Here is a 25,783-nt window from a genome sequence, read left to right as displayed (position 1 = left end):
GAACGGCTGCCCGGCATTTGTTAACTCACTAGATAACAAGGAAGATAAAGATGGCACTCCCCATGCTCGATCCGAATGCGCCTGAATTCACGCGACGTTATGTGAACCTGGCGGACCCGCGTCTTGGCGCACAGGCGCTAGAGGCCAGCGACGATTTTTTCGCACCCAAAGAGCGGATGCTGAACCCGGAGCCTGCTGTTTTTATTCCCGGCAAATACGACGACCACGGCAAGTGGATGGACGGCTGGGAAACCCGGCGCAAGCGGGCCAACGGCTATGACTGGTGTGTCGTGAAGCTGGCGCGCCCGGGTGTGATCAAGGGGCTTGATCTGGACACCAGCCACTTCACCGGTAACTTTCCTCCGGCTGCATCAGTCGAAGCCGCCTATGTGCCTGACGGTGCGCCGAACCAGTCCACCCAATGGACCGAGATCGTGGCGTCGATGACGTTGCAGGGTAATAGCCATCACTATGTCGAAACCAGCAGCGCTCAGCCTTATACGCATTTGCGCGTGAACCTGTACCCCGATGGCGGTCTTGCGCGTTTGCGGGTGTATGGCCAGCCGCAGATGGATTGGGCCGGTGCGAGCCGCACTGAGCAGTTCGATCTCGCTGCGATGGAAAACGGCGCTTACGTTGTTGCGGCGAACAACCAGCACTTTGGGCCCGCCTCAACCATCTTGATGCCAGGCCGTGGCCAGAATATGGGCGATGGTTGGGAAACCCGGCGGCGGCGTGAGCCCGGCAATGACTGGGCGATTGTCGCGCTGGCGCAGCCTGGGGTGATTCGCAAGATCGAAGTCGATACTGCGCACTTCAAGGGCAACTATCCGGACCGGTGTTCCATTCAGGCGGCCTGCGTGAAAGGCGGCACCGACAGCTCGCTGATTACCCAGGCGATGTTTTGGCCGATGTTGCTTGGCGAGCAAAAATTGCAGATGGACAAGCAGCATTATTTTGAAAGCGAAGTTGCGGCCTTGGGGCTTGTCACCCATGTGCGCTTCAACATCATTCCTGATGGCGGAGTGTCGCGCCTGCGTCTGTGGGGCACGCTGTCGTGATGAAGACGCTGACGATCGAGCCATTGACACGTGATGCGTTCGCCGCATTTGGCGATGTGATTGAGCTAGACGGGGCCAAACAGATTCAGATCAATCTCGGGACGACGATCCGTTATCACGATCTGGCACAAGTCGATGTGACGGATGAAGCGGGGCGGCCATTAGTCAATCTGTTTCGTGGCCAGCCGCGGACGTTGCCGTTCGAAGTAAAAATGCTGGAGCGTCATCCACTGGGAAGTCAGGCGTTTCTTCCGTTGAACGACAAGCCCTATCTGGTGGTGGTCGCTCCTGCGGGTGAGCTTGATGTGGCGCAGGTACGAGCGTTTGTCACGCAGGGCTGGCAAGGGGTCAATTACGCGAAAGGCGTGTGGCATCACCCGCTGATCGCACTCGCCGAAGTCAGTGATTTTATTGTTGTGGACCGGGGCGGTGACGGGCTGAATCTGCACGAGCAGGATTTGCCCGCGTCGTTGTGGTTGACCAGTGAGGCGTTGAAGCGTGGTTCTGAAGCAGTGAAGCGCTGAAGCGCCAGGAATCGGACAGCACGCTTTGCACGCACATTCCAGAAGCAGGTTTGGTCTCACGCGCCCATCGCTATTGCGATGGGCGTTTTTTATGGCGAATACCGAAGAACACCTAAAAATACCCAGCGCACCTTAAGCCGCGCCATCCGTCTCCGGCCAATGATTTTCGAACACGCATTGCGCTAAGGGCATACGGCTGGCCCAACGCTGGGTTTCGAGCATCGGCTCAGGATAAAACTGCTCGACATGGCCTACACACAAAATGGCGACCGGCTGTGCGCCTGGTGGCATGCGCAATAGCGTGCGCACTTGCGTGCAGTCGAACAGCGAAACCCAGCCCATGCCGATGCCCTCGGCGCGTGCGGCGAGCCACATGTTCTGGATCGCGCAGGCAACTGACGCCAGGTCCATCTCGGGTAGCGTGCGGCGGCCAAAGATATGCGCTTCGCGCCGGTCCATCAGTGCGACGACCAGGAGTTCGCCGCATTCCAGCATGCCTTCAACTTTCAGCCGCATGAACTCGTCGCCGCGCTGCCCTAATGCTTCAGCGGTTTTTTGCCGTTCGTCCTCGACAATCCGGTGCAAGGCGGTACGTAACGTGGTGTCGGTAATGCGCGCAATGCGCCACGGCTGCATAAAGCCGACGCTGGGGGCGTGATGCGCGGCGTCAAGCAGGCGTTGCAACAGGGCGGGGTCAAGTGGCTTGGGCACGAAGTGGCGCATGTCGCGCCGTTCATAAATGGCGCGGTATACAGCGGCGCGATCGGCATCATTAAAGGGCTCAGTCATGGGCTCGGTCATGGACGGAAAAGGCTGCAATAGTCAGATTGAATAGCGTTGAGAGAGAAAACAGGCATGCCATTCTCTACTTGCCTCGCTTGAGACACAAATATTCAATTATTTTCTGAAACACACGGTAAGCTCGCTTGCGCAGTATTTTGCCGCGCCATATATTGACCGGCGCGTTTTAATGATGCCATCCGGCATTTCATCGGTTTTATCCGATGCCATTCATTGTTTTGCTTCACTGTGAGGAATACACCATGAAATCAGGTCTAATCCGTCAATCTCTTGTGTTTGCCGTACTGGCTAGCGCCTCGACGTTTGTCAGCGCCCAGGGTTATAGCGGGCCAAGCACGCCGCACTATAGCGGGCCTTCTTCAGTGGCGGGCATGACGGTCAAGCAGCTGCTGGAAACGGGAGCGGATGACCAGTACGTGACGCTGCGCGGCAAGCTGGTGCGGCATACCGGTGGTGAGCATTACGTGCTGGCTGATGCGAGCGGTGAAATCGAAGTAGAAATTTCCAGCAAATATTTCCCGCAAAACGTCACTATTTCACCGGAAATGACGCTTGAGCTAAACGGTAAATACGATAAAAAAATCCTTGGAAAATCGAAACTGGAAGTGAAAAAAATGATCGTCGTAATGCATTAACTGTACGCGAGAAATCGACGTTATATCGTTTGCCAACCTGCGGGGCAGGGCGTTATTCCTGCCCCGCAATCATCGTCCGGCTTGTTTAAAACTAGCGTATTAAAAAGGCAATAACGCGCGCCAGAATCCGTGCAGGAAAATTTCTGGGGCCATCGCGTCTTCGCCATGCCGCATCCCGATTTTGTTGCAGTTACACTCTCGCCCATCGCACGGCCAGTTGCTGGCAGCCGGGTGATTCCTTGGTGCTGCCATGACCGCGGGTCGATGGCAGCCGTTTTGCTCCCCTGAAATGAATCACGTTCATGATCCATAGCTTGATATCTGAAATTTTGTTTGGCGTTACGGCGCTGATTAGCATCATCAATCCATTCGGCATCGCCTTTGTGTTTTTGGGCCGGACCGAATCGCTGAGCTACGAAGCGCGCGCAGCGCTGGCCAAGCGTATTGCGATCAACGCATTTTGCGTGTTGCTGGTGGTGTTTTTTGTCGGGACGCCGATCCTGCATTTCTTTGGCATTTCGATGGAAGCGCTACGTATTGGCGGCGGGCTTGCCGTCGCGGTTAGCGGCTGGCAGATGCTGAATGCCCCGGATGCACCTGCCAAGCGGACGCCCGAACCCGAGGCGGCTGCCGTGGATGCCGAAAATGTCAGTGCGCGGACTTTTTTCCCGATGACGATTCCGCTGACCACCGGTCCTGGCACGATGGCCACGGCGATTGCACTGAATGCGAACCGCACGCACAAACTCGCCGATTTCATGCTGTCGATGATTACGACGGTGTCGATCTCATTGATCGTGGTGCTGGTGATTTACTTCACCTACAGCCGGGCTGCGACGTTTGCGCGTTATCTCGGCGCTGACGGCACCAAGGTCGCATTGCGGGTGTCCGCGTTCTTGCTGTTGTGCGTCGGTGTGCAAATTATTTTGACTGGCTTGTCAGAATTTATTACGCCGCTGGTCAGCGGCGCGCAGAGCGCGAATTAGGTCCCCGTTCTCCAGCGCCGGGCCCAGCCGTTGCATGCGGCGGGCCTGATGGCTGCGATTACGGCGATTACTGTGACTACTGCGGCCTATCCATCGTGCGAGACAACCATGAACCGTTACTCGACAGGAAACTCACTATGTGCCGCTGGCTGGCTTACACCGGAAATCCGATTCAACTCGAAACCGTGCTGTTTCGCGCAGGGCATTCGCTGATCGACCAGAGCCTGCACTCGCGTCTGGGTCAGACCACCACCAATGGCGATGGCTTTGGCATTGGCTGGTACGGTCATCCGACTGATTTGCCGTTTCGCTATCGCAGCGCGCACCCAGCCTGGAGTGACCGCAATTTGCGTGATGCCGCGCGCGCGGTGCATTCACCTCTGTTCGTCGCTCACATTCGTGCCGCGACCGATACCCCAGCGCAGGAAACCAACAGTCATCCGTTTTGCTACGGCCGCTGGCTCTTCATGCATAACGGGCTGGTGCGCGATTATCCGTTGGTTCGGCGCGATCTGATGATGGCGATTGATCCGGGCCTGTTTGCCTCAATTGAAGGATCGACTGATTCCGAAGTGCTGTTTTTTCTGGCGCTGACTTTTGGTCTGGAGCTTGACCCGGTGCTGGCGCTTGAGCGGATGGCGGCGGTGGTGGAGGCCACGGGCCAGCGTTACGGCGTGGCACAGCCGCTCAATATGACCGTCTGCGCCACCGATGGCGAGCAGATCATCGCGGTGCGCTATTCAAGCGAGCGGCAGTCGCGCTCACTGTTTCATAGCGCATCGTTCCAGCATCTGCACGCGCTGTATCCCCATGACCGGCGTATTACCGCGGTGGGTGAGGATGCTTTTCTGGTGCTCTCTGAACCACTGCTGGATTTGCCCGACTGGTGGGAGGAAATTCCAGAATCCACAGCGGTGATCGCGCGCGGCGGCTCGCTCGAACAGCGTACGTTTAGCCCGTCGCTGCCTTGACCCGTGGCGAGCTTATCCCACGGCACGCATGAGCTTGCCTTAAGCAGATCAACCCAGATCAACCTGATTCAACCCAGACGCGAGAGATCCACGATGGTGTCCACGAGCGCATCCGGTGAAGCCCTGCGCTGGCTCAATCTGGCGCTTGACGCGCATGAATCGGGCCGTCTGGCCGAGGCCCAGGCAGCCTACGCACAAGTGCTGGCATGTGACCCGGCACATGTGCTGGGCTGGAACAATCTGGCGAACCTGTTGCGTCAGACTGGATGCTTGGCTGAGGCCGAAGCTGCTTATCGCCAGGCGTTGAATGGCGCACCCGGGCAAGCCGGCATTCATAACAACCTGGGCGGCGTGCTGGAAGATCTCGGACATCTGGATGACGCTGAACAGGCGTACCGCCAGGCGCTTGCACTCGATGCTGGATTTGCCCAGGCGCGTTTTAATCTCGGCTTGCTGCTGCTGGCTCAGGGGCGTTATGCCGAAGGCTGGGACGCTTACGAAGCACGCAAGCAAATTTTTCCCGAGTACGGGAGGCTGCCGTTTCCGGAGTGGCAGGGCGAATGTCTCGCGGGCCGTTCGCTGTTGCTGCTCGCGGAGCAGGGCTATGGCGATACGCTCCAGTTTGTGCGCTACGCGGCACAGCTGAAGGCGCTAGGGGTCACGCAACTCTCGCTCGTTTGCCATGACACGCTGGCCTCCGTGTTGCAAACCATTACTGCGCTTGATCAGCTCATCACCCGGCCTGAGGCGCTGCATGCACATGATTTCTGGATTTCGCTGGCGAGCTTGCCGCGCTGCCTGGGCACGACGCTCGACACGATTGCCAAGACCCCTTATCTGAGTGTTCCCGCTGAGCGCGAAGCGCTATGGCGTGCTTGTCTGCCTCCTGCTGCGCTGCGCGTCGGCCTTGCGTGGAAGGGCAATGCGCAGCACGCCAACGACGCGCGGCGCTCGTTGCCTCATCTGTCTGTGCTGCAGCCACTGTGGTCGATTGCGGGCGTCCAGTTCGTCAGTCTGCAAAAGGGCGCAAGCGAAGAAGCGGAGATCACAGCCTGTGCGGCGCAACAACCGCTGATTTCGGCCGGTTCGGCCTTGCGTGATTTTGGCGACACGGCGGCACTGGTGGCGCAAATGGATCTGGTGCTGTGTGTCGATACAGCGCTGGCCCATCTGGCTGGGGCGTTAGGCGTGCCTTGCTGGGTGATGCTGCCGCGCCATGGTGTTGACTGGCGCTGGTTGAAAGCGGGTGAGCGGGCACCGTGGTACGGGCCAGAGATGTGGTTGGTGCGGCAAGGGGATGAGACGCTGCATGGGAAGCCGGACTGGAAACGGGTTGTCCAGGGAATCGAAACGCGTTTGCGCTCGATGCGGCAAACGGCTGGTGATAGATGAAGCTGAGATAGATGCTTATTTAAGCATCCTGATTGTGCCGCGCACATGAGCAAATGCACCGGGCGTAGCAGCCGAAGCGCCGCGAAATCACCGGGTAAGTACAAACATAAACACAAGCACAAATACCAGGCGGGCTTTCGCATATGGCGAAAGCCCGCTGGCGTTTAACGCGTTGACTTCGGGTCAAATCCCGCGGTCGTGGAAAACAGCCGCTTATTTGGCTGCACCGCTCTGGAACCACTCCGCGATTTTTTTCCGTTCGTCGTCGGTCATTTGCGTGACGTTGCCAAGCGGCATGGCTTTAAGCACGACGGACTGCTGGTAAATCTGCTGCGCGTGCTTCGAAATTTCATCGGGCGTATCGAGCAGCACGCCTGCTGGTGCGCTGCCCATCATCGTTGGATGAGCCGAATGGCAGGTAGCGCAGCGCTGCTGTATTGCCGGTGCGATATCGGCAATGCGCACGACCGCTGCCCCAGGGGCCTGGGCGACGCGCGCCACGGGTTTGGGCATGGTCCAGGCAAGTGCCGCAAACATCAGCGCGATGCCGATTAGCGGCAGATACCACAGCACCTGGCCGCGATGACGCATCACGAAGAACTGGCGAATCAGCGCGCCGGCCAGCATGATCATGACCAGCACCGCCCAGTTGTACGGATGGGTGTAGGTCATGGCGTAGTGGTTCGACAGCATGGCGAACACCACGGGCAACGTGAAATAAGTGTTATGCACCGAGCGTTGCTTGCCGCGTTTGCCGTAGATCGGGTTGGGCACGTCGCCCTTGAGCATGGCCGCGACCATCTTGCGCTGGCCTGGAATGATGACGAAGAACACGTTGGCCGACATGATCGTGGCGAGCATTGCACCCATGATCAGGTACGCCGCGCGGCCCGCGAAAATATGGCATGCGAGCCAGGCGGCCAGCAGCACATAAATGCCGACGCAAATCCCCAGCACCCGGTCGCGGTTGCCGAGCAGGCGGCACAGCGAGTCGTAGACGATCCAGCCTGCCGCGAGAAACCCGAGCGCCGATGCGATGGCCACCACGGGGCCCATATCCAGCACGTTTTTGTCGATCAGATAGGTGTTGGGCGCGAACAGGTAAAGCACCATGAACAAGCCGAAACCCGACAGCCAGGTGGTGTAGGACGGCCATTTTGACCAGTGCAGGTCGTCAGGCATTTCGGGCGGGGCTACCGTGTACTTCTGCATGTTGTAAAAGCCGCCGCCGTGCACGTGCCACAACTCGCCAAAGACACCCCGCCGTTTCTGGTTCGGGTCTTGTGGCGGCTTCAGGCTGTTGTCAAGGGCAACGAAATAAAACGATTCGCCAATCCATGCAATCGCGGCAATGACGTGAAACCAGCGGATCGCCAGATTCAGCCAGTCGGTGATAAAGCCTTCCATGAAACTTCTCCACTTCGCATTTGTTATAGGTCAGATGTGTGCGCACAGGGGGTGTGCTGTTGTTTGATGCTGCTTGAGGTTGCCTTGATGGCGAGGCCTAGCTGCCGCGATAGGTGCTGTAGGACCACGGCGATACCAGCAATGGCACGTGGTAGTGCGCGCTGGCGTCGGCGACGCCAAAGCGCAGCACCACCCGGTCGACAAACGGCGGCTTGGGCAGCGTCGCGTCTTGTTTGGCGAAATAGTCACCGGCGTGAAATACCAGTTCGTATTCGCCCGTGACAAAGGCCGCGCCTTCGAGCAACGGTGTGTCGCAGCGGCCATCGTGATTGGTTTGCGTGGTGAGCAATGAGCGGCGTGAGTTGCCGTCAAGCGCGAAGAGTTCGATCTTGAGCGCCGCGCCTGGGCGGCCATTTGCCGTGTCGAGCACGTGGGTGGTGAGCTTTCCCATTCGCTGTTTTCCTTGTGTCTTGTGTTTTGTGTCTTGTGTGAATTGCGAGGTTCGAACGGCGTTGCGGGTTGCGCCAGCGGCGGCGGATCGGGGCACTACGTCAGTGGTGAGCGGTCCGTCGGCAATCAGCGCAAACCAGTGTGCCGTGGCCGCCATTGTAGAAAGATGGACCCCTCAGTGCGCGAGCGATACAAAAGATAAGCCAGGTCACATGACGGTTATTTGTAAGCCTGCGGTGAAGACGCACGACTATATGCAAAGCGCAAAGGTGAACATTACCTGGGGGCGTATTGCCAGCGTAATTTTGGTCGGAGAAGGTGCGCACGTGCGCGCTTTCGGTTTGGCTGACGCACCCCGAAGACGGCGCTGGTTCGCTGGGTAACCGGGTTAATTCTGTGCGGGTTCTGAGTGTGCCGGGACACGGCAGCTCGTCAGCGCCCTCGCAGCCAACCGGTTTGGCCACACTGGCCACGAGCAAAACGGGAGCAATTGTGCAGAACGGGCAACACGGGCAACAACGCAGCAAAACCATGCTGGTCAAACACGCCGACATGCTGGTCACGATGGACGGCGAGCGCCGCGAATTACGCGATGGCGGCTTGTATCTCGAAGGCAACCGCATCGTCGCGGTCGGGCCGACAGCCTCATTGCCGCAGACGGCGGACGAGGTGCTCGACATGCGCGGGCATCTGGTGATTCCTGGGCTCGTCAATACCCACCACCACATGTATCAAAGCCTGACGCGGGCGCTGCCTGCTGCGCAAAACGCCGAGCTATTCGGTTGGCTGACGAATCTGTACAAGGTCTGGGCGAATCTCACGCCGGAAATGATCGAAGTGTCTACGCTGACTGCGATGGCGGAGTTGTTGCTGTCGGGCTGCACTACCTCAAGCGATCATTTGTATATCTATCCGAATGGCAGCCGCCTCGATGACAGCATCGCGGCGGCGCGCCGGATTGGCATGCGTTTTCACGCTAGCCGCGGCAGCATGAGCGTGGGGCAGTCAGCGGGCGGGCTGCCGCCAGATGCGGTGGTGGAGCGTGAGGCCGATATCTTGCAGGACACCCAGCGCCTGATCGAGACCTATCACGACGCTGGACGTTACGCGATGCTGCGGGTGGTGGTTGCGCCGTGCTCGCCGTTTTCGGTCAGCCGCGATTTAATGCGTGAATCCGCCGCGCTGGCACGTCATTACGGCGTATCGCTGCATACCCATCTGGCGGAGAACGTCAACGATATCGCTTACAGCCGCGAAAAATTCGGCATGACCCCCGCTGAATACGCGCAGGATCTCGGCTGGGTTGGGCCGGATGTCTGGCACGCGCATTGCGTGCAGCTCGATGAGGCGGGCATCGTGCTCTTTGCCCGCACCGGGACCGGTGTCGCGCATTGCCCCTGTTCGAACATGCGCCTCGCGTCAGGCATCGCCCCGGTGCAGCGGATGCGGCTCGCAGGTGTGCCGGTAGGACTGGGGGTGGATGGTTCGGCGTCGAACGATGGGGCGCAGATGGTGGGTGAAATGCGTCAGGCGTTGCTGTTGCAGCGGGTGGGTTTCGGGCCCGATGCGATGACGGCCCGTGAGGCGCTGGAGATTGCCACGCTAGGGGGGGCAAAGGTGCTCAACCGCGACGATATCGGGGCGCTCGCGCCTGGCATGGCTGCTGATTTCGTCGCGTTTGACTTGCGCCAGCCGCTCTTTGCCGGGGCGTTACACGATCCGCTCGCAGCCTTGGTGTTTTGCGCACCATCCCAGGTGGCGTATAGCGTGATTGGCGGTCAGGTGGTGGTGCGCGACGGCAGGCTGACTACGGTTGACCTCGGCCCGGTGATTGAGCGTCACAACCAGCTTGCTGCGACGCTCTACCAGATGGCTCATTAATAAGCTCATTTAGGTTGTGGCAGCGGCGGGCTGTTGCCGTTTGATGCTGCGCGGGCTGACCGGCCGGCTGACCAGAGTCTTGGTGGCCTCGGTAATCAAGCCGCGCAGCCAGCGCACTTCATCGGAGTAATGCACGCGCTCATGCCACAGCTGGTAGTACTGCATCGGTGGGAAATCAATCGGTGCGGGCATTACAGTCAACGGCAGAAACCGGGCGTAGTAGTCAGCAAAGAGCCGCGTCGTGGTGAAAATCAAATCGGATTTAATTAGCACGTAGGGCGCGACATTGAAATAAGGCAGCGTGACGACCACCTGGCGCTTGAGCCGCTCGCGCGCCAGATGCACATCAATCGCGCCCCGCTGGCCGACCGAATAAGGTGTTGGTGCCAGATGCGGCGCATGCAGATAGGCATCGAGGGTTAGCTCATCACGTTTTACGAACGGATGCGAGGTGCTCATCAGGCAGACGATCTGATCGACAAACAGATTGGACAGATGCAGTTGCTCGGGCGGTTCGGGCCAGTTGCCAATCACGATATCGAGCTTGCCATTTTCCAGCTCCATTTCGTAATCGAACGCAGGGCCGAGCGAATGAAACTCCAGTTTGGCCTTGGGTGCCGCACAGCGAAAACACTCAACCACGGTTGGCACAAACAGCACATTCAAATAGTCAGGGCAGGCGATGCGGAAGGTGCGGATCGAGGTGGCAGGATTGAAATTGCGCTGCTGGTATTTGATTCGTTCAATTTCACCAAGGGCGTTTTGCACCGGCTCCAGCAAGCGCAGCCCGTATTCAGTGGGAACCATCCCGGTTTTGCCCCGCACCAGAAGCGGGTCGCCCGTGATATCGCGCAGGCGGCGCAGCGCCGCGCTGATCGCGGGCTGGGACTGGTTCAGCTTGACCGCTGTCCGGGTGACACTGCCTTCGGTGAGCAGCGTGTGCAACACGCGCATTAAGTAGGTGTCGATAGCCTCGCGTTGCTGGCTCATGAATTCTCCTGAATATCTCTGTTCTGTGTAACGCGACAGCGTGTGGGTATCAGTCTTTTAATATGGACATCGAACGTCGTCAAGAGTGGCTTACCCGCAGCGGGAACAGGTTTAAGGCTTAAGATCCTGGCGTAAATGTGTCTGTAAAAATGCGTCGAAATGGTGTGTCCGGTTTTTAGAAAATATTTGTAAATGGAGCGTAAAGCGTGGAAGCAGGTTTTTGTGGTTCGGGTTTGATGGGGGCACCGGTGATTCGCCGCGTGCTGCAAGCGGGCCATAGGGTGCAGGTGTGGAACCGGACACCAGACAAGGCAGCGGCGCTGGTGGCCGATGGCGCACAGGTGGTGGCGACACCGGCTGCATTGTTTGCCGCGGTTGACGTGGTGCTGTTATGTCTGGCAGATGCCCAGGCGGTGGAAGAGGTGGTGTTTGGCCCGGCTGGCGTGCTGAGCCCGGCTGCGGTTGCTGGCTGGCCAGCGGTAGCGGGTCACGCTTGTGTCACTGAATCTGCAACTGAATCTGCCGTTGCAGATGCACCCGCTGCCCGGCCGCGGGTGCGCTGGATCGTCGATCATTCGAGCATTGCGCCACGTGCGACGGCGGCGCTGGCGCAGCGTGCCGCGGCCTTCGGCGTAGGCTGGATCGACGCGCCAGTGTCGGGGGGCGTCGCTGGCGCGGCTGCGGGAACCCTGGCCGTGATGGCGGGCGGTGCGGCGGCAGACCTCGAACAGGTGCTGCCGCTGCTGCGCACCTATGCAGCACGTGTCACGTTAATGGGGCCAGCAGGTGCCGGACAGACCGCCAAGCTGTGCAACCAGGCCATCGTCACCGCGACACTCGCCGCGATTGCCGAGGCGATCAGCCTTGCGCAACGCAGCGGCCTTGATGCGGCACGTCTGGGGGAAGCGCTGGCGGGCGGCTGGGCCGATTCGGTCTTGCTGCAAACCTTCGTGCCACGCATGACGCACCCTGGCTCAGCGCCGCAACCCGCGATTGGCGCGCTCAAGGTGTTTCAGAAAGATGTGGATGCGTTCGCCACGGCTGCGGGCGAAACCGGTACGCCGGTGCCAGTCGCTAGCACAGTGCAGCAACTGTTGCGGCTTGGGGGCGCGCTGGGTTTGGCGCAAGCGGATTTATCCGGCTTCATCGACATCTTGCAGATGCGGCAGCCGTCAGCAGAGGGGGGCCGGCCGGACAACGGGAAAAACGGGATATAACCTGTTAAACTGCCCGGTTTTTCGCCGCTTATTGGCCCCTGCTGGGTTCTTATTGTCCTTATTGGGGCTTTCGAGGATCTTTCGGGCCTGCCCGGGTTTGCCGGGTTTTTAGAGTCTTCCGGGTTTTTCAGCCAGCTTTCTGGCGTTTTGCGCTCGCTTCTGGTTTATCGCTGCTTACTTATTCAAAAGGACAAGTCGTGCTGTCTACCGCCAACATCACCATGCAATTTGGGCCCAAGCCCCTTTTCGAGAACATCTCGGCCAAATTTGGCGAAGGCAACCGCTATGGCCTGATCGGCGCGAACGGCTGCGGCAAGTCCACCTTCATGAAAATCCTCGGTGGCGATCTTGAGCCCAGCGCGGGCAATGTGATGCTTGAGCCGAACGTGCGTCTCGGCAAGCTGCGCCAGGATCAGTTCGCTTACGAAGAGATCCGTGTGCTGGACGTGGTGATGATGGGCCACACCGAAATGTGGGGCGCGATGACCGAGCGCGACGCGATCTACGCCAACCCTGATGCGACCGATGACGATTACATGCACGCGGCCGAACTCGAAGCGAAGTTCGCCGAATACGACGGCTATACCGCCGAAGCGCGTGCAGGCGAGCTGTTGCTGGGCATTGGCATTCCAATTGAATTGCATACCGGCCCGATGAGCGCGGTCGCTCCAGGCTGGAAGCTGCGTGTCTTGCTGGCCCAGGCGCTGTTTTCGAAACCTGATGTGCTGCTGCTCGACGAGCCGACCAACAACCTGGATATCAACTCGATTCGCTGGCTGGAAGACGTGCTCAACCAGTACAACTCGACGATGATCATCATTTCCCACGATCGCCATTTTCTGAACCAGGTGTGCACGCACATGGCCGATATGGATTACGGCACGCTCAAGGTTTATCCGGGCAATTACGACGATTACATGCTGGCCAGCACCCAGGCCCGCGAACGTCAGCAAAATGCGAATGCGAAGGCGAAAGAGCGGATCTCCGACTTGCAGGATTTCGTGCGCCGCTTCTCCGCTAATAAATCGAAAGCCCGTCAGGCAACCAGCCGCGCCAAGCAAATTGAAAAAATCAAAATCGAAGAATTTAAACCTTCGTCCCGGCAAAATCCGTTTATCCGTTTCGAATACGAAAAGAAGCTGCATAACATCGCGGTAATCGCTGAGCGCATCACCAAAAAATACGAGCGCACGCTGTTTTCTGATTTCAGCCTGAGCGTGCAGCCCGGCGAGCGGATTGCGATCATCGGTGAAAACGGCGCGGGCAAGACGACCTTGCTGCGTTCGTTGCTGGGCACGGTGCAGACCGACCATGGCAGCGTCAAATGGGCCGAGAACGCGAACATCGGTTATATGCCGCAGGACACCTATGAAGAATTCCCCGACGACGTGACCTTGATGGACTGGATCGACATTTACCGCAAGGAAGGCGATGACGAGCAGATGGTGCGTGGCACGCTGGGCCGTTTGCTGTTTAACGCGGACGACATCCGCAAATCGGTGAAAGTGCTGTCGGGCGGAGAAAAAGGACGGATGATCTGGGGCAAGCTGATGCTGGGCCGCCATAATGTTTTGCTGATGGACGAACCCACTAACCACATGGATATGGAATCCATCGAATCCTTGCAGATCGCGCTCGATAAATACGAAGGCACCTTAATTTTTGTCTCGCACGACCGTGAATTTGTCAGTGGCCTGGCGAACCGGATTATCGAAGTTCGCACTGACGGAAAATTGAACGACTTCAGTGGTAATTACGAAGATTTTCTGGCGAGCCAGGGAGTGCAGTAAGCGGCCAGGCCGCTTGAGCACGCTTAGGCCGTCAGGTGGACTTGGTCATGCTCGAAAGCCGCTTCAGTGAAGCGGCTCTTTTTTTATGACGCGGGCAGCGGATATGTGCCTTGATTAGGTCATTGGTCTAGGGGGGGGGAGCGAAGCCCTGATTCAATTTCCGTCAGATTATTTCCTACAAATAAAAAACGCAGAGAAAATTCACGTTAATAATTGATTTTCTATGTAGGAAAAATTGAGTTTCACTGCAAATATTTTCCCTTCCTAAATGCTTTCGGATTTATCTTATATTCAATACTAAAGGGCATTTCTGATACTCCAGAACGTCCACTAACGGACGGATTATTTGGGAATCGGAAAGCATGAAACATACATTGATCTTAAGGCCACTCGCGCTGGCCATTTCACTGGTAGCGGCTTCGCAGGCGCACGCGGTGGGTGAGGGAAAAATCGCATTCGGCGGGGGCAGTATCGTCAAGAATGGCGAGACCACGACGGTGAACCAGTTGGGCGGCAAGATGATCGTCGACTGGGACAACATGAATGTTGCAAAGAACGAAACGCTTAATTTTTCCCAGCCCCTGCCGTCGTCCGCTGTGCTGAACCGGGTGCACTCACCTGATCCGACTTCGATTCTCGGCGCGCTGAATGCGCCAGGACGGGTGTTCGTGGTCAACCCTAATGGTGTGCTGATCGGTGCGGGTGCCCGGATCAATGTCGCTAGCCTGGTGGCATCGTCGCTGGATATCAGCGATGACGACTTCAAGGCAAACAACCTGAACTTCCGTGGTGAGGGCAAGGGCGTCGTGAAGAACAGCGGCACGATCACCGCTCTCGATTACGTCGCGCTGCTTGGCGGTGCCGAAGTCAGCAACGACGCGACCGGCCGTATCGGTGCCGGGCGTGGCGTGGCCATGGCTTCTGCCAGCGATCTGACGCTGCGTCTGGGCAATGGCATGGACGTCAAGATCAACAAGGGCAGCCTGAATGCACTGGTGAAAAACGGTGGTTTTATCGGCACGGCAGATGGCGGCGTCAAACTCACGGCATGGGCGATTGATGCACTCACCCGCAGCGTGGTCAACAACACCGGCACGATTGAAGCCACAGGTGTCAGCCGTAACGCCAACAATGAGATCGTGCTGAATAGCATGGGCAATGGTTCGGTGGACATCGCTGGCAAATTGACGGCTACTGCGCCTGATACCCGTCAGGGCAGCACCATCACGGCCAAAGGTGCCACGATCAATGTTCTCGATAACGCTGAGCTGACCGCTGCAAGACTGGCCCGCACGTACTACGGTTCCAGCTATCTGACCGGTGGCGATATCCGCTTTGATGCGCCGGACGTGAACCTGAACAAGGCCAAACTGGCGGCTGCCAACCTCAACATCATTGCGGACAACGTGCGGACTGGCGGGGCTGAACATCAGCCGGTCCTGTCGGGTGCGGGGCGTAGCACCTTGATGACGAGCGTCCGCGCTGCTTCTGACGGAAAAAATATCAATGTCGGTGCTGAAACCAAAGCGGTCGCTGATGATGGTTTGATCGACGCGGGTTTCGTCAAAGCCGTGGCGGATGGCAAGGGTTCCCTTTTTGTGCGCAATGCCAAGGGCAACCTGACGGTTGACAACTCAGCCCTGAACTATGGCCGTCTGTCGCTGGATAGCGATGAAGGTTCAATCGCGTTTAACAGTGCATTCCAGGGTACGTCGTTAACGGCTAGCGGTAACAACGTGACCCAGGCCGTGGGCGCGGATATCAATGCCGATCATGTTGAACTGGCATCCCGTGGCGATCTGGCGCAAAACGCCAATATCACCGCGAAAAACGATGCGTTCCTGTCTGGCCGCACGATTCGGCAAGAAAAAGGAACGGCAGTGCAAGCCCGCCAGGTTGGCCTGCGCGCTGGCGATATCCAGCTCAACGGCAAGATCAAGGGCGATCTGGTGCAACTGGCGGCGGGCAACAGCGTGACGCAAAGCGCTGATGGCGTTATGGATGCGGGTGAACTCCGTCTTGACGGGCGTGGCGCTAACTTCTCGCTGACCCAGGGCACGAACAACGTGGCCGGTGTGACGGCTGACGTGAAGGCGCTGGACCTTGCTGTAGCGGGCAGCACCCAGTTGCGCAGGACTACCACTCAGGGCAGCCTCAAGGTCACTGCCGCCGACAACCTGACAGTCAGTGATGCCGTTGACGTGCGTGAAAATCTTGACCTGAAGGCGGGTAAGGATCTGATCCAGCAAGGCAGTCTGTCGTCGTATGGCAATACGACACTGGATGCCGACACGATCCGGACTAGCTGGGCTCCGAATCAGTATCGCCGCAACGCTATCGCGGCTGGGGGCGATTTGACGGTTGCAGCACGTAACAACATTGATCTCGATTCGGTCTATCTCAACGGCAAGAATACTTTCACGGCAGATAGCGGATCAGTAAAGATCGGCAATCTTCAGGGTGAAAGCAAGGCCAGCACGGCGATCAAGGCGAAGGGTGATATCGCGTTGGGTTCGGTCGGCGACAGAGCTTCGAACTTTGGCAGCTTGTCGGCCCAGTCAACGGATGGTGCGATCGCAGTGGGCGCGTTCAAGACGCGCGGGGATGTTGCACTCGACGCCAAAGGTGCGGTTAGCGTGGGCAATTATTCGGAGACATCCGGTGACGTGAGCATCAAGAGCGGTGCCAACGTTGCGGCGCAAAAGGGGATCTCGGCCAACAAGCTGACAGTCGCGGCTATTGGCGACGTCGTCCTCGGCAACAGCGGTGGACGGGATATCGACGTGACGTCAACCGGTGGGAGCGTGAGCACGCCTACGTTGTGGGGCGTGAATGTCGGGTTGAAGGCCAAGGGCGATATCAATGTCGGGCGTATCACGGCCAGCGGCAAGGCTGATCTGGCGTCGAGCGAAGGCAAGACCAAGATCTCTTTTCTTGACGCTGCCGATGCGAACGTAACCAGCGCTGGCAACGTCTCGATTGACACACTTCGCACTGGCCGGGACGCGGTGTTGGCCGCTGGCGTTGACGGGATTGATCTGGGTTCGGTTGAAACGGGCCGTGACCTGACCTTGAAAACGCAAGGCGATATCCGTCAAGGCCGGCTTAATTCGTCTGGTCGCAACGGGGTTCGAGTGGGTGGTGACCTGACCTATGACGTGGCGCAAACCACCAAAGTGACCGGGGCCAATGGCCAGCCAATGTATGCCGAGGTGCGGGGCAAGGTGATTGATCCGCGTGTCAAGTCAGACCCTGCGCCGACGGATGACGGTACTACTCCGCCACCAGCACCGGTTGATCCGGCGGTGGCGTTCCAGGCGGCTTTGCAGAAGGCAAGGCTGGCGGACGCGGCGCTGCAGCGCGCTTACGAACAGGTCAATAACGAGCAAGCGAGTGCTCGGGAGCGCTTATATCAAGCCCTGGATGTTGCTACCGACGAGAAATCGTATCGTGCAGCAGTGAGCCGCTATAAGCAGGAAAGTCAGGACCTGAGGACCAAGCATGCGGAACTCATGCGTCAGGTGCAGCAAACACGTGACCAGGCCTGGAAGGAAGCGAATGTGTTGCGTCAGCAAATGCTGGCCAGCATGGACAATAACCGCGGGCAGTATGGCTACAACGGCTATGGCAACCGTAACGGCTATGGCTACGGCTTTATGTAACGCCTGTCTGTAACTTTGTCTGTAATCCCTGCCGCTTTTCTCTAGCCGTATTTGCTTTAAATGTGGCGAGATGAAAGGCCTGCACCAGGCTGTGCGTCTCGTGCTTAGTCTGAGTCTGGCAAAGCGCTGGCTTCGTTTCGAAGCCAGCGCTTTTTTTTGGGGTGCTCCACGCATGCACCATAGCGTGGCGTTCACTCTTACCGGTTGATTGTAAAAAGCACCACACCTTATGTGCCGTCAGATCGCCGGGTGTGCGCCTGTGCCCGCCACCACGGGTTATCGCGTGAGCGGGCATGGTGCTTGCATGCAGTTCACCACTCGCCATACAGATGAAAAAAACAGTTTCGTTTTGCCGGCGTAGCTTGCCTGACGTAATGGCTCGGCTAGCTGGCTTTACCGTCGAAGGACGGTCTTTGGAAAGGAGGGCGACATGCTGCACTACGCTGTTGTGTTTTTCATCATCGCAATCATCGCTGCTGTTTTTGGTTTCGGCGGGATCGCCGCAGGCGCAGCCGGCATCGCCAAGGCGCTGTTCTTCATTTTTATCGTGGTCTTTCTGGTCACGCTGCTGCTTGGTTTTATCCGGCGTTAGGCCCGTGTAGGCCTGCATTAGGCCTGTATTAAGCCTGCGTCAGGCTGGTGAGTCCGGGCGGCTCGCTGCGAGTCTGGCCCGGACACCACCTGTCTTGTGTGCGGAGCGTTGCGTGGTGCCGCAGACAGCGGGAAAACCCAGTGGCGTGGCATGAAAGTGGCAGACCGACTGGCCGCCGCAAGCGGCTTTGCTGTAATGAACCCAATCAACCCGGGAGGCTGATATGTCTACGAACGTGGTGACGGTACTCAACGATCTGGTCGAAACCTCGAAAGATGGCGAGAAGGGATTTCGCAAAGCCGCTGAAGAAGCACATGATGCGCAGCTCAAGACCTTGTTTCAGGGCTGTGCTGAAGATTGCATGCGTGGTGCCCGTGAATTGCAGGATGCGGTGCAGCATCTGGGCGGCAAGCCGGAGTCGGGTGGTTCAATCAGTGGTGCGCTGCATCGCGGCTGGGCCGACGTCAAGGCAGCGGTGACGGGGCGCAGCGATCACGACATTCTGGCCGAATGCGAAAAGGGCGAGGACGTGGCGAAAAAGCATTATCGGGAGGCGCTGGAAAAAGATTTGCCGTCCGATGTGCGGACGCTGGTGGACCGGCAGTTTCAGGGCGTGCTGCAGCAGCACGATCGCATCCGTGATTTGCGCGACCAGTACGCTGCGGCAGGCAGGCGCTAAGGGTGCGCGGCACGCGTTAAAAAGCTAGGGTGCCGGATCCTGGAAGCGCATCGCGGTGCCCTCGCGCTGGATTCTGTCCCAGATCGCGCGTTTTTCTTCATCGCTGAAAAAAACCCAGTTCGAGACTTCGAAAGCGGTACGCCCGCAGCCCTTGCACACTTCGTCAAACAGCGTGGAGCACACGCCGATGCATGGGCTTTCGGGCAGATCGTGAAGATTTGAAGCCATCAGATACCTTGAACGTGGTGCGGCAATGATTTGCCGCTAGTTGGATGCTGCCGCCCGCGCCATCGCCAGACGTGCAGAACAGCCAGAACAGCAGCGCTCTGGCGGGCTTGCTTGCTGGCGGGTGCCATTCTGGCGCTCTGGCGTGGGCGTCTGGCTGGATGCATTAGCGCGCAATGCTGTAGCCGATGCGCACGACAGTGTGCTGGCGCTGGTTGTAATCGAGAATGTCTTCGCCATACCCATTGAAATAACCGACCCACGCATACCCACCCCACGCACTGCCAAGCAGCTTCGCCAGTGGATAGGTAAGCTGGGCATCGACACTGCCGTACCAGCTTTTCATCCCTTTGCGCAGCGTTGCTGCCAACTGCCAGCCGTTCGGGCTGCCGTACTTCACCAGCAGGTCAACATAACCGCGATAGTCAGCGATATCGCGGTTGTCGCTTTTTTCCAGGTAGTAATAGAACTTCGGTGAGAGGCTCAGGTGATTCGCGCTGAGATCACCGAATTCCCAGGTCGGCCGCACAAACGCGATGTTGATGCTGCGCGAATCTGTGCCGCTCTTGCCATTTGACTCATGCCCAATCCCGGCGGCTACTCCCATGCGCGAAAACCACGTGCTGCGCCAGCCGGTATCTGCCACGTCGTAGAACACCTGCGGCTGGTAGCTGGTATCGCGGAAGGGTTTCGAGTTGGCGGACAGGTCCCAGATCGAGGTTTGCGTATACGCGAAGTACAGGTTGTCGAGAAAGCGTTTCGAGCGCAAATCGTCGGGCATTAGCACGCGGTATTTGAAGCTGAACTGGAAGCGCGCGGTGGTATCGCCATTGCTCCCCACGCCGACATACATCGGTTCGAAATACGAAATCCGGGCCATCGTGTCACGGTTGGTCGTCAGCTCGTCACCGGAAGGCGTGAGCGGCTCGCCGTCAGGCCGAACACTGGCCGATGCGGCGGCAACCTGGCCCGCGCTGGTGGCCTGGCTTTCAGCGCGTTCTGCATTGGCGATCTGGATCTGGTTTGCGCCGCGATTGATCGTCACCAGTGCGGGTGACGCATCAAAACCAACGGGGTCAAGCCGTACCACGCCGCGGGCGCTGTCGGGCCAGGGAGCGGAGAAGCGCACCTTGCGAAATTCGCCTGGGCGCAGCCGCAGTGTGGCTGGCGTTCCGGGCTCGCGTGTGAGTTCGATGGGCTGTGGTGCCAGATCGTTGCTGGTGAGCAGGAGCCGCAGTGTAGGCGGCGGGCTCAGCGTGAGCGTTTTTTTGGCCTCGTCGCCGGAGTACAGCAGCGTGATTTGCAAGGGCTCGCTCGCGGCGGCTTCACGTGCAGGGGCCAGCATGGCGATGGCGGCCTGGGCGTTGCCCGACAGGCTGGACAAGCCGATGAGCGTGGCTAGGGCAAACGCATGGAGCGGCAACGCCGGGCGATGTAATGGGGGCCGGTGATCGGGGCGAGGGAGCAGCAGGAAACACAAAGGCTGGGCGTTTAAACGCATAAGCGGAGTTCCTGGGGCGGGCGGGGGAGTGTGCTGGGACTGGGCCTGTGATGCTTGCCTGGCCTGGTTCCACTCACGGCTTCACGGATCTGCGAGGTCGTCCTTGCGGGCGGCGTCGCGGTGACTGAGGCCGTCATTGTAAAGACTCGCCAGCGGTGCAGGGATGGACGTTTGTTTGCAGGTGCGTTGCAGGTGCCCGGTGTGGTCTTTGGTGTGACTTTCGGCATAGTTTCAGCACGATTTCGGCGTGACCTTCGGCATGGCTTCGGTTCGACTTCAGCGTGACTTTGGAGCGACCACCGCGCGCCCTTCGGTTTGACTTCGGCATGGCTTTAGTTCGACTTCGGAGCGGCTTCGGTATGACTTCAGCGCGATTTCAGTGTGACTTCGGTTTGACTTCACCGCGACCCTCAGCACGACCACACCACGACCTCAGGGTGACCTGAAAACAACGGCAGCGGAAAACCCCGATTACCGGGTTGCGGCACGAGGCGCGGACATGTCACGATGCGGCCTCGGGGCCAGGCTTCAGGCATGGCTTCTCATCGGGTGCCCCAGGCATCACGTCCCCTTGGCACATGAATCAAGCACGCGAATCCAGCGCGTGTCATTTTTTTGGGGATGGATATATGGACATATGGGCATAACCCGATAGAATTGCGCCCGCCCAAGGCTAGCCATGCCGCATTAGCTGGAGCAGGGGGTGAAGGGCAAAGGGCGAAGCCAGAGACAGGATCAAGGGCAGCGTCGGATATTTCGGGCCAGCGGCAAGAGCGGCTGGTGGTATCGCGTAAGGTCAAGGGCGGGCCATGGGCTTGCCAGGTTCGGAGGGCAGAATGAAACAACAGTGGGTGAACCGGCTGGCGCTGCTTGTGCTGTGCGCCGCACCATGGGTGACGGTAGCGGCAAAAGACACACAACTGAACGTGTACAACTGGTCGGATTACATCGCCAAAGACACCGTGCAGAACTTCACGAAGCAAACCGGCGTGAAGGTCCGTTACGACAACTACGACAGCGATGACACGTTGCAGGCCAAGCTGCTGACGGGCAACTCCGGCTATGACATCGTGGTGCCCACCACCAATTACGCTGGCAAGCAGATCGCGGCTGGCATTTTCATGCCGCTCGACAAATCGAAGCTGCCTAACCTGAAGTACCTCGATCCGGCATTGATGGCGCTGGTGGCGGGGGCTGATCCAGGTAACACCTATTCTGTGCCATGGGCCTACGGCACCACGGGCCTCGGCTATAACGTCACCAAGGCGCAGCAGTTGCTGGGCAAGAACGTGCCGCTGGATAGCTGGGACGTGCTCTTCAAACCTGAAAATCTGTCGAAGCTGAAGGCTTGTGGTGTCTCCGTGCTGGATGCGCCTGATCAGGTGTTCGCTGCGGCGCTGCACTACCTCGGGCGCGATCCGATGAGCAGCAATCCGGATGACTATCGCGCCGCGCTGGCGCTGCTCAAGACAGTCCGCCCATTCATCACGCAGTTCAATTCGTCCGGCTATATCAATGATCTGGTTGGTGGCGATGTGTGCTTTGCGTATGGTTTTTCAGGCGATGTGGTGATTGCCAAGCGGCGCGCGCTAGAAGCTAAAAAACCCTACAAGGTGGAGTACTACATTCCGAAGGGTGGCGCGCCGATCTGGTTCGACGTGATGGCGATTCCTAAAGACGCACCACACAAGGAAGCCGCGCTGGCCTGGATCAACTACATCGAAACCCCCCAGGTGCATGCGGCGATCACCAATGCGGTGTTTTATCCCAATGCCAATCTTGAAGCGCGCAAGTACGTGAACAAGGACGTGGCTAATGATCCAGCGGTGTATCCGCCGCCCGAGGTCATTAAGACTCTGTTCCTGCTCAAGCCGCTACCGCCAGCAATTCAGCGGCTCCAGACGCGTCTGTGGACTGAGCTGAAATCTGGCCGCTAACACCAGCGCGTTTTACCTCGCCCGGCAACCGGCCTCCGGTATGTGCCAGTGCGTGTTCCCTTGTTCCACCAGAGCCTCCGGCGCAGCCGGGGGCTTTGTTCCTTCAATGCAGGAGAGAGCTGTCCATCATGAGTGACCAGTCGAGTGCGCAGACGCTGCCAGGTGCGCCGCCCGTGGGCAATTCCAGCGCGGTGCCTGGCGTGGCGGATGACTTCGTGCAGATCGTCGATGTCGTCAAAAAATTCGGTGAAACGCTCGCCGTGCGGCAGGTCAGCCTGTCAGTGAAAAAGGGCGAATTATTCGCGCTGCTTGGCAGTTCGGGTTCGGGTAAATCGACGTTGCTGCGAATGCTCGCCGGGCTCGAAACCGTGACCTCGGGCAAGATCCTGATCGACGGTGAAGACCTGGCGCAGATGCCGCCTTACCGCCGGCCGGTCAACATGATGTTCCAGTCCTATGCGCTCTTTCCGCACATGACGGTTGAAGCCAACGTTGGCTTTGGCCTGAAGCAGGAGCGCGTGCCCAAAGCCGAACTGAAAGAGCGGGTGCAGGCGATGCTCGAACTGGTGCAGATGACGCGTTACGCCGGACGCAAGCCGCATCAACTCTCGGGTGGGCAGCAGCAGCGGGTGGCGCTGGCGCGCAGCCTGGTCAAGCGGCCGAAGCTGTTGCTGCTCGATGAGCCGATGTCCGCGCTCGACAAGCAGATCCGCCAGCGCACGCAAATCGAGCTGGTGAATATTCTCGACAAGGTTGGCGTGACTTGCATCATGGTCACGCACGATCAGGAGGAGGCGATGACGATGGCCGGGCGTCTCGCGGTAATGAGCGAAGGCGAAATCGTCCAGCTCGGCACGCCGCACGAAGTCTACGAATATCCCAATAGCCGGTTTTCTGCCGAATTCATTGGCTCGACTAACCTGTTTGACGGCACGGTGGTGGATGACCAGCCCGATCACGTGTTTATCGAAACCCCCGATCTGCCACGGCCGCTCTACGTGAGCCACGGCATCAGCGGGCCGCTAGGCATGCCGGTTGGCGTGTCGGTGCGCCCGGAGCGCATTTCGCTCACGCGCAAGCCACCCGAGAGCGCCTACAACTGGGGCCGTGGCGTGGTGACGAATATCGCGTACATGGGCGGCTATTCGCTGTATCACGTGACGCTGGATAGCGGCAAAACGGTGGTGGCGCATATGTCCAGCCTCGCGCTTTCCGAAATCGACACCCCCACCTGGGACGACGAGGTGTATGTGCGCTGGGGTGCAACGGCTGGCGTGGTGCTCCGGTCATGAAGCGCGCGCTCCTCAACTTTGCCGCGTGGCCGGTGCGCCGCTTCGCGCTGACGGGCCGCTCTGCGGTGGTGGCAGGGCCGTTTATCTGGCTGCTGCTGTTTTTCCTCGTGCCGTTTCTGCTGGTCGTCAAGATCAGTTTTGCCGATCTGCAACTGGGGATTCCGCCTTATACCGAGCTGACATCGTTCAAGGATGGTGTCTTCCATCTCGCGCTCGATCTCTCGCATTACGCTTTTCTGTTCACCGATAGCCTGTATTTCGCCACCTACGTGAACTCGGTGGTGGTCGCGGGCATTTCCACCTTGTTGTGCCTGTTGCTGGGTTACCCGATGGCGTATTACATCGCGCGCTCGAACCCGGCTAGCCGCAACCTGCTGCTGATGGCGGTGATGCTGCCGTTCTGGACGTCGTTTCTGATCCGGGTTTATGCCTGGATCGGGATTCTGAAAAACAACGGCTTGCTAAACCAGTTCCTGCTGTCACTGGGTCTGATTCACACGCCAATCGAGCTGTACCGCACCAACACGGCGGTGTACATCGGCATGGTCTACACGTATTTGCCATTTCTCGTGATGCCGCTTTACGCGCACCTCGTGAAGATGGACCTGACCTTGCTCGAAGCGGCTTACAACCTGGGCGCGCGTCCCTGGAAAGCCTTTGTGCAGATCACCTTGCCGCTGTCGAAGAACGGCATCATCGCTGGTTGCTTGCTGGTGTTTATTCCAGCGGTGGGTGAGTACGTGATTCCTGAGCTGCTGGGTGGTGCCAATACGCTGATGATTGGCCGGGTGATGTGGAATGAATTCTTCGATAACGCTGACTGGCCTGTGGCCTCAGCGGTGACGTGCGCGATGGTGTTGCTGTTGCTGGTGCCGATGGCGTTGTTTCAGCACGCCCAGGCCAAAGCGCTGGAGGAAAACGATCGATGAAGCCGAACCGCTTTTTGCAATATGCGGTGCTCGGCACCGGCTTTCTGTTTCTGTATATCCCGATCATCAGCCTGATCGTCTATTCGTTTAACGAGTCGCAACTGGTGACGGTGTGGAGCGGTTTTTCCACGCGCTGGTATGCCGCGCTGCTACATGACGACGAACTGATTTCCGCTGCCTGGCTGTCGTTGCGGGTCGCATTGCTGACGGCGTTTGCCTCGGTGTTTATTGGCACGTGGGCCGGATTTGTGCTGGCGCGCATGGGCCGTTTTCGTGGCTTTACGCTGTACACCGGGATGATCAATGCACCGCTGGTGATTCCCGAAGTGATTCAGGGTATCTCGCTGTTGCTGCTCTTTATCGAACTGGGCAAGTGGTTTGGCTGGCCAGCGGGGCGGGGGATTTTCACGATCTGGATTGGCCACGTGATGCTGTGTATTTCGTATGTGGCGATCATCGTTCAGTCGCGTGTGCGAGACCTGCATCCGTCGCTCGAAGAAGCCGCGCTCGATCTTGGTGCCACGCCGTTCCGGGTGTTTTTCGCGGTTACGCTGCCACTGATTTCCCAGGCGCTGATGGCGGGTTGGCTGCTGTCCTTCACGCTTTCGATTGATGACCTGGTGCTGTCGGCGTTTCTGTCCGGGCCGGGGTCGACTACGTTGCCGCTGGTCGTGTTTTCGCGTGTGCGGCTTGGGCTCAATCCAGAGATGAATGCGCTGGCGACGCTCTTTATCGCGGTGGTCACTGTAGGGGTCGTTGCGATCAATTACTTCATGCTGCGCGCAGAACGGCGGCGCACGGCACTGGCGCTGTAACGTGAGCATCCGGTGCACCTGGGTACCACGCTGGAGCCTTGCATGA

22 protein-coding genes are annotated in these 25,783 nt (G+C 58.6%); 16 read left to right on the top strand and 6 right to left on the bottom strand.

Going from position 1 to position 25,783, the window contains the following annotated elements:
* Nucleotides 1–50 precede the first annotated feature (50 nt).
* Nucleotides 51–1,061, top strand: coding sequence for an allantoicase (gene alc, locus GH656_RS08325; RefSeq protein ID WP_153075445.1), 1,011 nt, complete (start codon nucleotides 51–53; stop codon nucleotides 1,059–1,061).
* On the top strand, nucleotides 1,061–1,585 hold the full coding sequence (locus GH656_RS08320) for an ureidoglycolate lyase (RefSeq protein ID WP_153075444.1): 525 nt from the start codon (nucleotides 1,061–1,063) through the stop codon (nucleotides 1,583–1,585). Before alc ends, GH656_RS08320 begins: the two co-directional genes overlap by 1 nt.
* A gap of 132 nt (nucleotides 1,586–1,717) precedes the next feature.
* Here GH656_RS08320 and bluB read toward each other — a convergent pair whose 3' ends face one another.
* Complete coding sequence (gene bluB, locus GH656_RS08315) at nucleotides 1,718–2,374, bottom strand: 5,6-dimethylbenzimidazole synthase (protein ID WP_153075443.1); 657 nt, start codon at nucleotides 2,372–2,374, stop codon at nucleotides 1,718–1,720.
* 254 nt (nucleotides 2,375–2,628) lie between these two features.
* Here bluB and GH656_RS08310 point away from each other — a divergent pair, with 254 nt between their 5' ends.
* From GH656_RS08310 to GH656_RS08295, 4 genes are all read left to right on the top strand, one after another.
* The gene (locus GH656_RS08310) at nucleotides 2,629–3,021 is read left to right on the top strand and encodes a YgiW/YdeI family stress tolerance OB fold protein (RefSeq protein ID WP_153075442.1); all 393 of its coding nucleotides are present in this window, start codon (nucleotides 2,629–2,631) and stop codon (nucleotides 3,019–3,021) included.
* Between the two features lie 302 nt (nucleotides 3,022–3,323).
* Complete coding sequence (locus GH656_RS08305) at nucleotides 3,324–4,007, top strand: MarC family protein (RefSeq protein WP_153075441.1); 684 nt, start codon at nucleotides 3,324–3,326, stop codon at nucleotides 4,005–4,007.
* A 137-nt stretch (nucleotides 4,008–4,144) separates the two neighbouring features.
* Nucleotides 4,145–4,978 (top strand): class II glutamine amidotransferase, encoded by an 834-nt coding sequence (locus GH656_RS08300; protein WP_153075440.1) that lies wholly within the window; start codon nucleotides 4,145–4,147, stop codon nucleotides 4,976–4,978.
* Nucleotides 4,979–5,071: 93 nt separating this feature from the next.
* Entirely contained in the window at nucleotides 5,072–6,370 is a 1,299-nt protein-coding gene (locus tag GH656_RS08295) for a tetratricopeptide repeat protein (RefSeq protein ID WP_153075439.1), read from the top strand.
* A gap of 213 nt (nucleotides 6,371–6,583) precedes the next feature.
* On the opposite strand, the gene GH656_RS08290 is transcribed toward GH656_RS08295, so the two are convergent.
* Complete coding sequence (locus GH656_RS08290) at nucleotides 6,584–7,777, bottom strand: urate hydroxylase PuuD (RefSeq protein ID WP_153075438.1); 1,194 nt, start codon at nucleotides 7,775–7,777, stop codon at nucleotides 6,584–6,586.
* 97 nt (nucleotides 7,778–7,874) lie between these two features.
* Nucleotides 7,875–8,228, bottom strand: coding sequence for a hydroxyisourate hydrolase (gene uraH, locus GH656_RS08285; protein WP_153075437.1), 354 nt, complete (start codon nucleotides 8,226–8,228; stop codon nucleotides 7,875–7,877).
* A 530-nt stretch (nucleotides 8,229–8,758) separates the two neighbouring features.
* On the opposite strand from uraH, the gene GH656_RS08280 reads away from it, so the two are divergent.
* Nucleotides 8,759–10,108: an 8-oxoguanine deaminase gene (locus tag GH656_RS08280; RefSeq protein WP_153075436.1), complete on the top strand. Its 1,350-nt coding sequence runs from the start codon at nucleotides 8,759–8,761 to the stop codon at nucleotides 10,106–10,108.
* Nucleotides 10,109–10,117: 9 nt separating this feature from the next.
* Here the strand turns inward: GH656_RS08280 and GH656_RS08275 are convergent, their stop codons facing one another.
* Nucleotides 10,118–11,098 carry a LysR substrate-binding domain-containing protein gene (locus tag GH656_RS08275; RefSeq protein WP_153075435.1) on the bottom strand — a complete coding sequence of 327 codons (981 nt, stop codon included), beginning with the start codon at nucleotides 11,096–11,098 and terminating at the stop codon, nucleotides 10,118–10,120.
* 206 nt (nucleotides 11,099–11,304) lie between these two features.
* Between GH656_RS08275 and GH656_RS08270 the strand changes: the two genes are divergently transcribed.
* The 5 genes from GH656_RS08270 (at nucleotide 11,305) to GH656_RS08250 (ending at nucleotide 19,038) form a co-directional block, all read left to right on the top strand.
* The gene (locus GH656_RS08270; RefSeq protein WP_153075434.1) at nucleotides 11,305–12,315 is read left to right on the top strand and encodes an NAD(P)-dependent oxidoreductase; all 1,011 of its coding nucleotides are present in this window, start codon (nucleotides 11,305–11,307) and stop codon (nucleotides 12,313–12,315) included.
* A 197-nt stretch (nucleotides 12,316–12,512) separates the two neighbouring features.
* A complete protein-coding gene (locus tag GH656_RS08265) occupies nucleotides 12,513–14,105 on the top strand; it encodes an ABC-F family ATPase (protein WP_153075433.1) in 1,593 nt (530 codons plus the stop codon).
* 362 nt (nucleotides 14,106–14,467) lie between these two features.
* A complete protein-coding gene (locus GH656_RS08260) occupies nucleotides 14,468–17,767 on the top strand; it encodes a two-partner secretion domain-containing protein (RefSeq protein WP_153075432.1) in 3,300 nt (1,099 codons plus the stop codon).
* 430 nt (nucleotides 17,768–18,197) lie between these two features.
* Nucleotides 18,198–18,359, top strand: coding sequence for a DUF1328 domain-containing protein (locus GH656_RS08255; protein ID WP_153075431.1), 162 nt, complete (start codon nucleotides 18,198–18,200; stop codon nucleotides 18,357–18,359).
* A 223-nt stretch (nucleotides 18,360–18,582) separates the two neighbouring features.
* Nucleotides 18,583–19,038, top strand: coding sequence for a ferritin-like domain-containing protein (locus GH656_RS08250; protein WP_153075430.1), 456 nt, complete (start codon nucleotides 18,583–18,585; stop codon nucleotides 19,036–19,038).
* A 24-nt stretch (nucleotides 19,039–19,062) separates the two neighbouring features.
* Here GH656_RS08250 and GH656_RS08245 read toward each other — a convergent pair whose 3' ends face one another.
* A complete protein-coding gene (locus GH656_RS08245; RefSeq protein WP_153075429.1) occupies nucleotides 19,063–19,266 on the bottom strand; it encodes a DUF1289 domain-containing protein in 204 nt (67 codons plus the stop codon).
* A gap of 163 nt (nucleotides 19,267–19,429) precedes the next feature.
* Nucleotides 19,430–20,764 carry a phospholipase A gene (locus GH656_RS08240; protein ID WP_153075428.1) on the bottom strand — a complete coding sequence of 445 codons (1,335 nt, stop codon included), beginning with the start codon at nucleotides 20,762–20,764 and terminating at the stop codon, nucleotides 19,430–19,432.
* An 836-nt stretch (nucleotides 20,765–21,600) separates the two neighbouring features.
* Here GH656_RS08240 and GH656_RS08235 point away from each other — a divergent pair.
* The 4 genes from GH656_RS08235 to GH656_RS08220 all read left to right on the top strand — a co-directional run bounded on the left by GH656_RS08235 (nucleotide 21,601) and on the right by GH656_RS08220 (nucleotide 25,737).
* Nucleotides 21,601–22,701: a polyamine ABC transporter substrate-binding protein gene (locus GH656_RS08235; protein ID WP_153075427.1), complete on the top strand. Its 1,101-nt coding sequence runs from the start codon at nucleotides 21,601–21,603 to the stop codon at nucleotides 22,699–22,701.
* 128 nt (nucleotides 22,702–22,829) lie between these two features.
* A complete protein-coding gene (locus GH656_RS08230) occupies nucleotides 22,830–23,993 on the top strand; it encodes an ABC transporter ATP-binding protein (RefSeq protein ID WP_153075426.1) in 1,164 nt (387 codons plus the stop codon).
* Nucleotides 23,990–24,922: an ABC transporter permease subunit gene (locus GH656_RS08225; protein WP_153075425.1), complete on the top strand. Its 933-nt coding sequence runs from the start codon at nucleotides 23,990–23,992 to the stop codon at nucleotides 24,920–24,922. The genes GH656_RS08230 and GH656_RS08225 overlap by 4 nt, the downstream gene beginning before the upstream one ends.
* Complete coding sequence (locus tag GH656_RS08220) at nucleotides 24,919–25,737, top strand: ABC transporter permease subunit (RefSeq protein WP_153075424.1); 819 nt, start codon at nucleotides 24,919–24,921, stop codon at nucleotides 25,735–25,737. The genes GH656_RS08225 and GH656_RS08220 overlap by 4 nt, the downstream gene beginning before the upstream one ends.
* The last annotated feature ends 46 nt before the right edge of the window (nucleotides 25,738–25,783 follow it).

Source organism: Paraburkholderia bonniea, assembly GCF_009455625.1.
Taxonomy (GTDB): domain Bacteria; phylum Pseudomonadota; class Gammaproteobacteria; order Burkholderiales; family Burkholderiaceae; genus Paraburkholderia; species Paraburkholderia bonniea.
The sequence above is the reverse complement of the archived record's forward strand: the minus strand, read 5'-3'. Positions and strand labels throughout refer to the sequence as shown.

Bases quoted from the DNA above. Each gene is read 5' to 3' on its own strand.
- GH656_RS08240 (WP_153075428.1), bottom strand. From the start codon at position 20,764: ATGCGTTTAAACGCCCAGCCTTTGTGTTTCCTGCTGCTCCCTCGCCCC.
- GH656_RS08225 (WP_153075425.1), top strand. From the start codon at position 23,990: ATGAAGCGCGCGCTCCTCAACTTTGCCGCGTGGCCGGTGCGCCGCTTC.
- GH656_RS08310 (WP_153075442.1), top strand. From the start codon at position 2,629: ATGAAATCAGGTCTAATCCGTCAATCTCTTGTGTTTGCCGTACTGGCT.
- alc (WP_153075445.1), top strand. From the start codon at position 51: ATGGCACTCCCCATGCTCGATCCGAATGCGCCTGAATTCACGCGACGT.
- GH656_RS08220 (WP_153075424.1), top strand. From the start codon at position 24,919: ATGAAGCCGAACCGCTTTTTGCAATATGCGGTGCTCGGCACCGGCTTT.
- GH656_RS08280 (WP_153075436.1), top strand. From the start codon at position 8,759: ATGCTGGTCAAACACGCCGACATGCTGGTCACGATGGACGGCGAGCGC.
- GH656_RS08255 (WP_153075431.1), top strand. From the start codon at position 18,198: ATGCTGCACTACGCTGTTGTGTTTTTCATCATCGCAATCATCGCTGCT.
- bluB (WP_153075443.1), bottom strand. From the start codon at position 2,374: ATGACTGAGCCCTTTAATGATGCCGATCGCGCCGCTGTATACCGCGCC.
- GH656_RS08235 (WP_153075427.1), top strand. From the start codon at position 21,601: ATGAAACAACAGTGGGTGAACCGGCTGGCGCTGCTTGTGCTGTGCGCC.
- GH656_RS08300 (WP_153075440.1), top strand. From the start codon at position 4,145: ATGTGCCGCTGGCTGGCTTACACCGGAAATCCGATTCAACTCGAAACC.
- uraH (WP_153075437.1), bottom strand. From the start codon at position 8,228: ATGGGAAAGCTCACCACCCACGTGCTCGACACGGCAAATGGCCGCCCA.
- GH656_RS08260 (WP_153075432.1), top strand. From the start codon at position 14,468: ATGAAACATACATTGATCTTAAGGCCACTCGCGCTGGCCATTTCACTG.
- GH656_RS08230 (WP_153075426.1), top strand. From the start codon at position 22,830: ATGAGTGACCAGTCGAGTGCGCAGACGCTGCCAGGTGCGCCGCCCGTG.
- GH656_RS08245 (WP_153075429.1), bottom strand. From the start codon at position 19,266: ATGGCTTCAAATCTTCACGATCTGCCCGAAAGCCCATGCATCGGCGTG.
- GH656_RS08295 (WP_153075439.1), top strand. From the start codon at position 5,072: ATGGTGTCCACGAGCGCATCCGGTGAAGCCCTGCGCTGGCTCAATCTG.
- GH656_RS08320 (WP_153075444.1), top strand. From the start codon at position 1,061: ATGAAGACGCTGACGATCGAGCCATTGACACGTGATGCGTTCGCCGCA.
- GH656_RS08305 (WP_153075441.1), top strand. From the start codon at position 3,324: ATGATCCATAGCTTGATATCTGAAATTTTGTTTGGCGTTACGGCGCTG.
- GH656_RS08290 (WP_153075438.1), bottom strand. From the start codon at position 7,777: ATGGAAGGCTTTATCACCGACTGGCTGAATCTGGCGATCCGCTGGTTT.
- GH656_RS08275 (WP_153075435.1), bottom strand. From the start codon at position 11,098: ATGAGCCAGCAACGCGAGGCTATCGACACCTACTTAATGCGCGTGTTG.
- GH656_RS08250 (WP_153075430.1), top strand. From the start codon at position 18,583: ATGTCTACGAACGTGGTGACGGTACTCAACGATCTGGTCGAAACCTCG.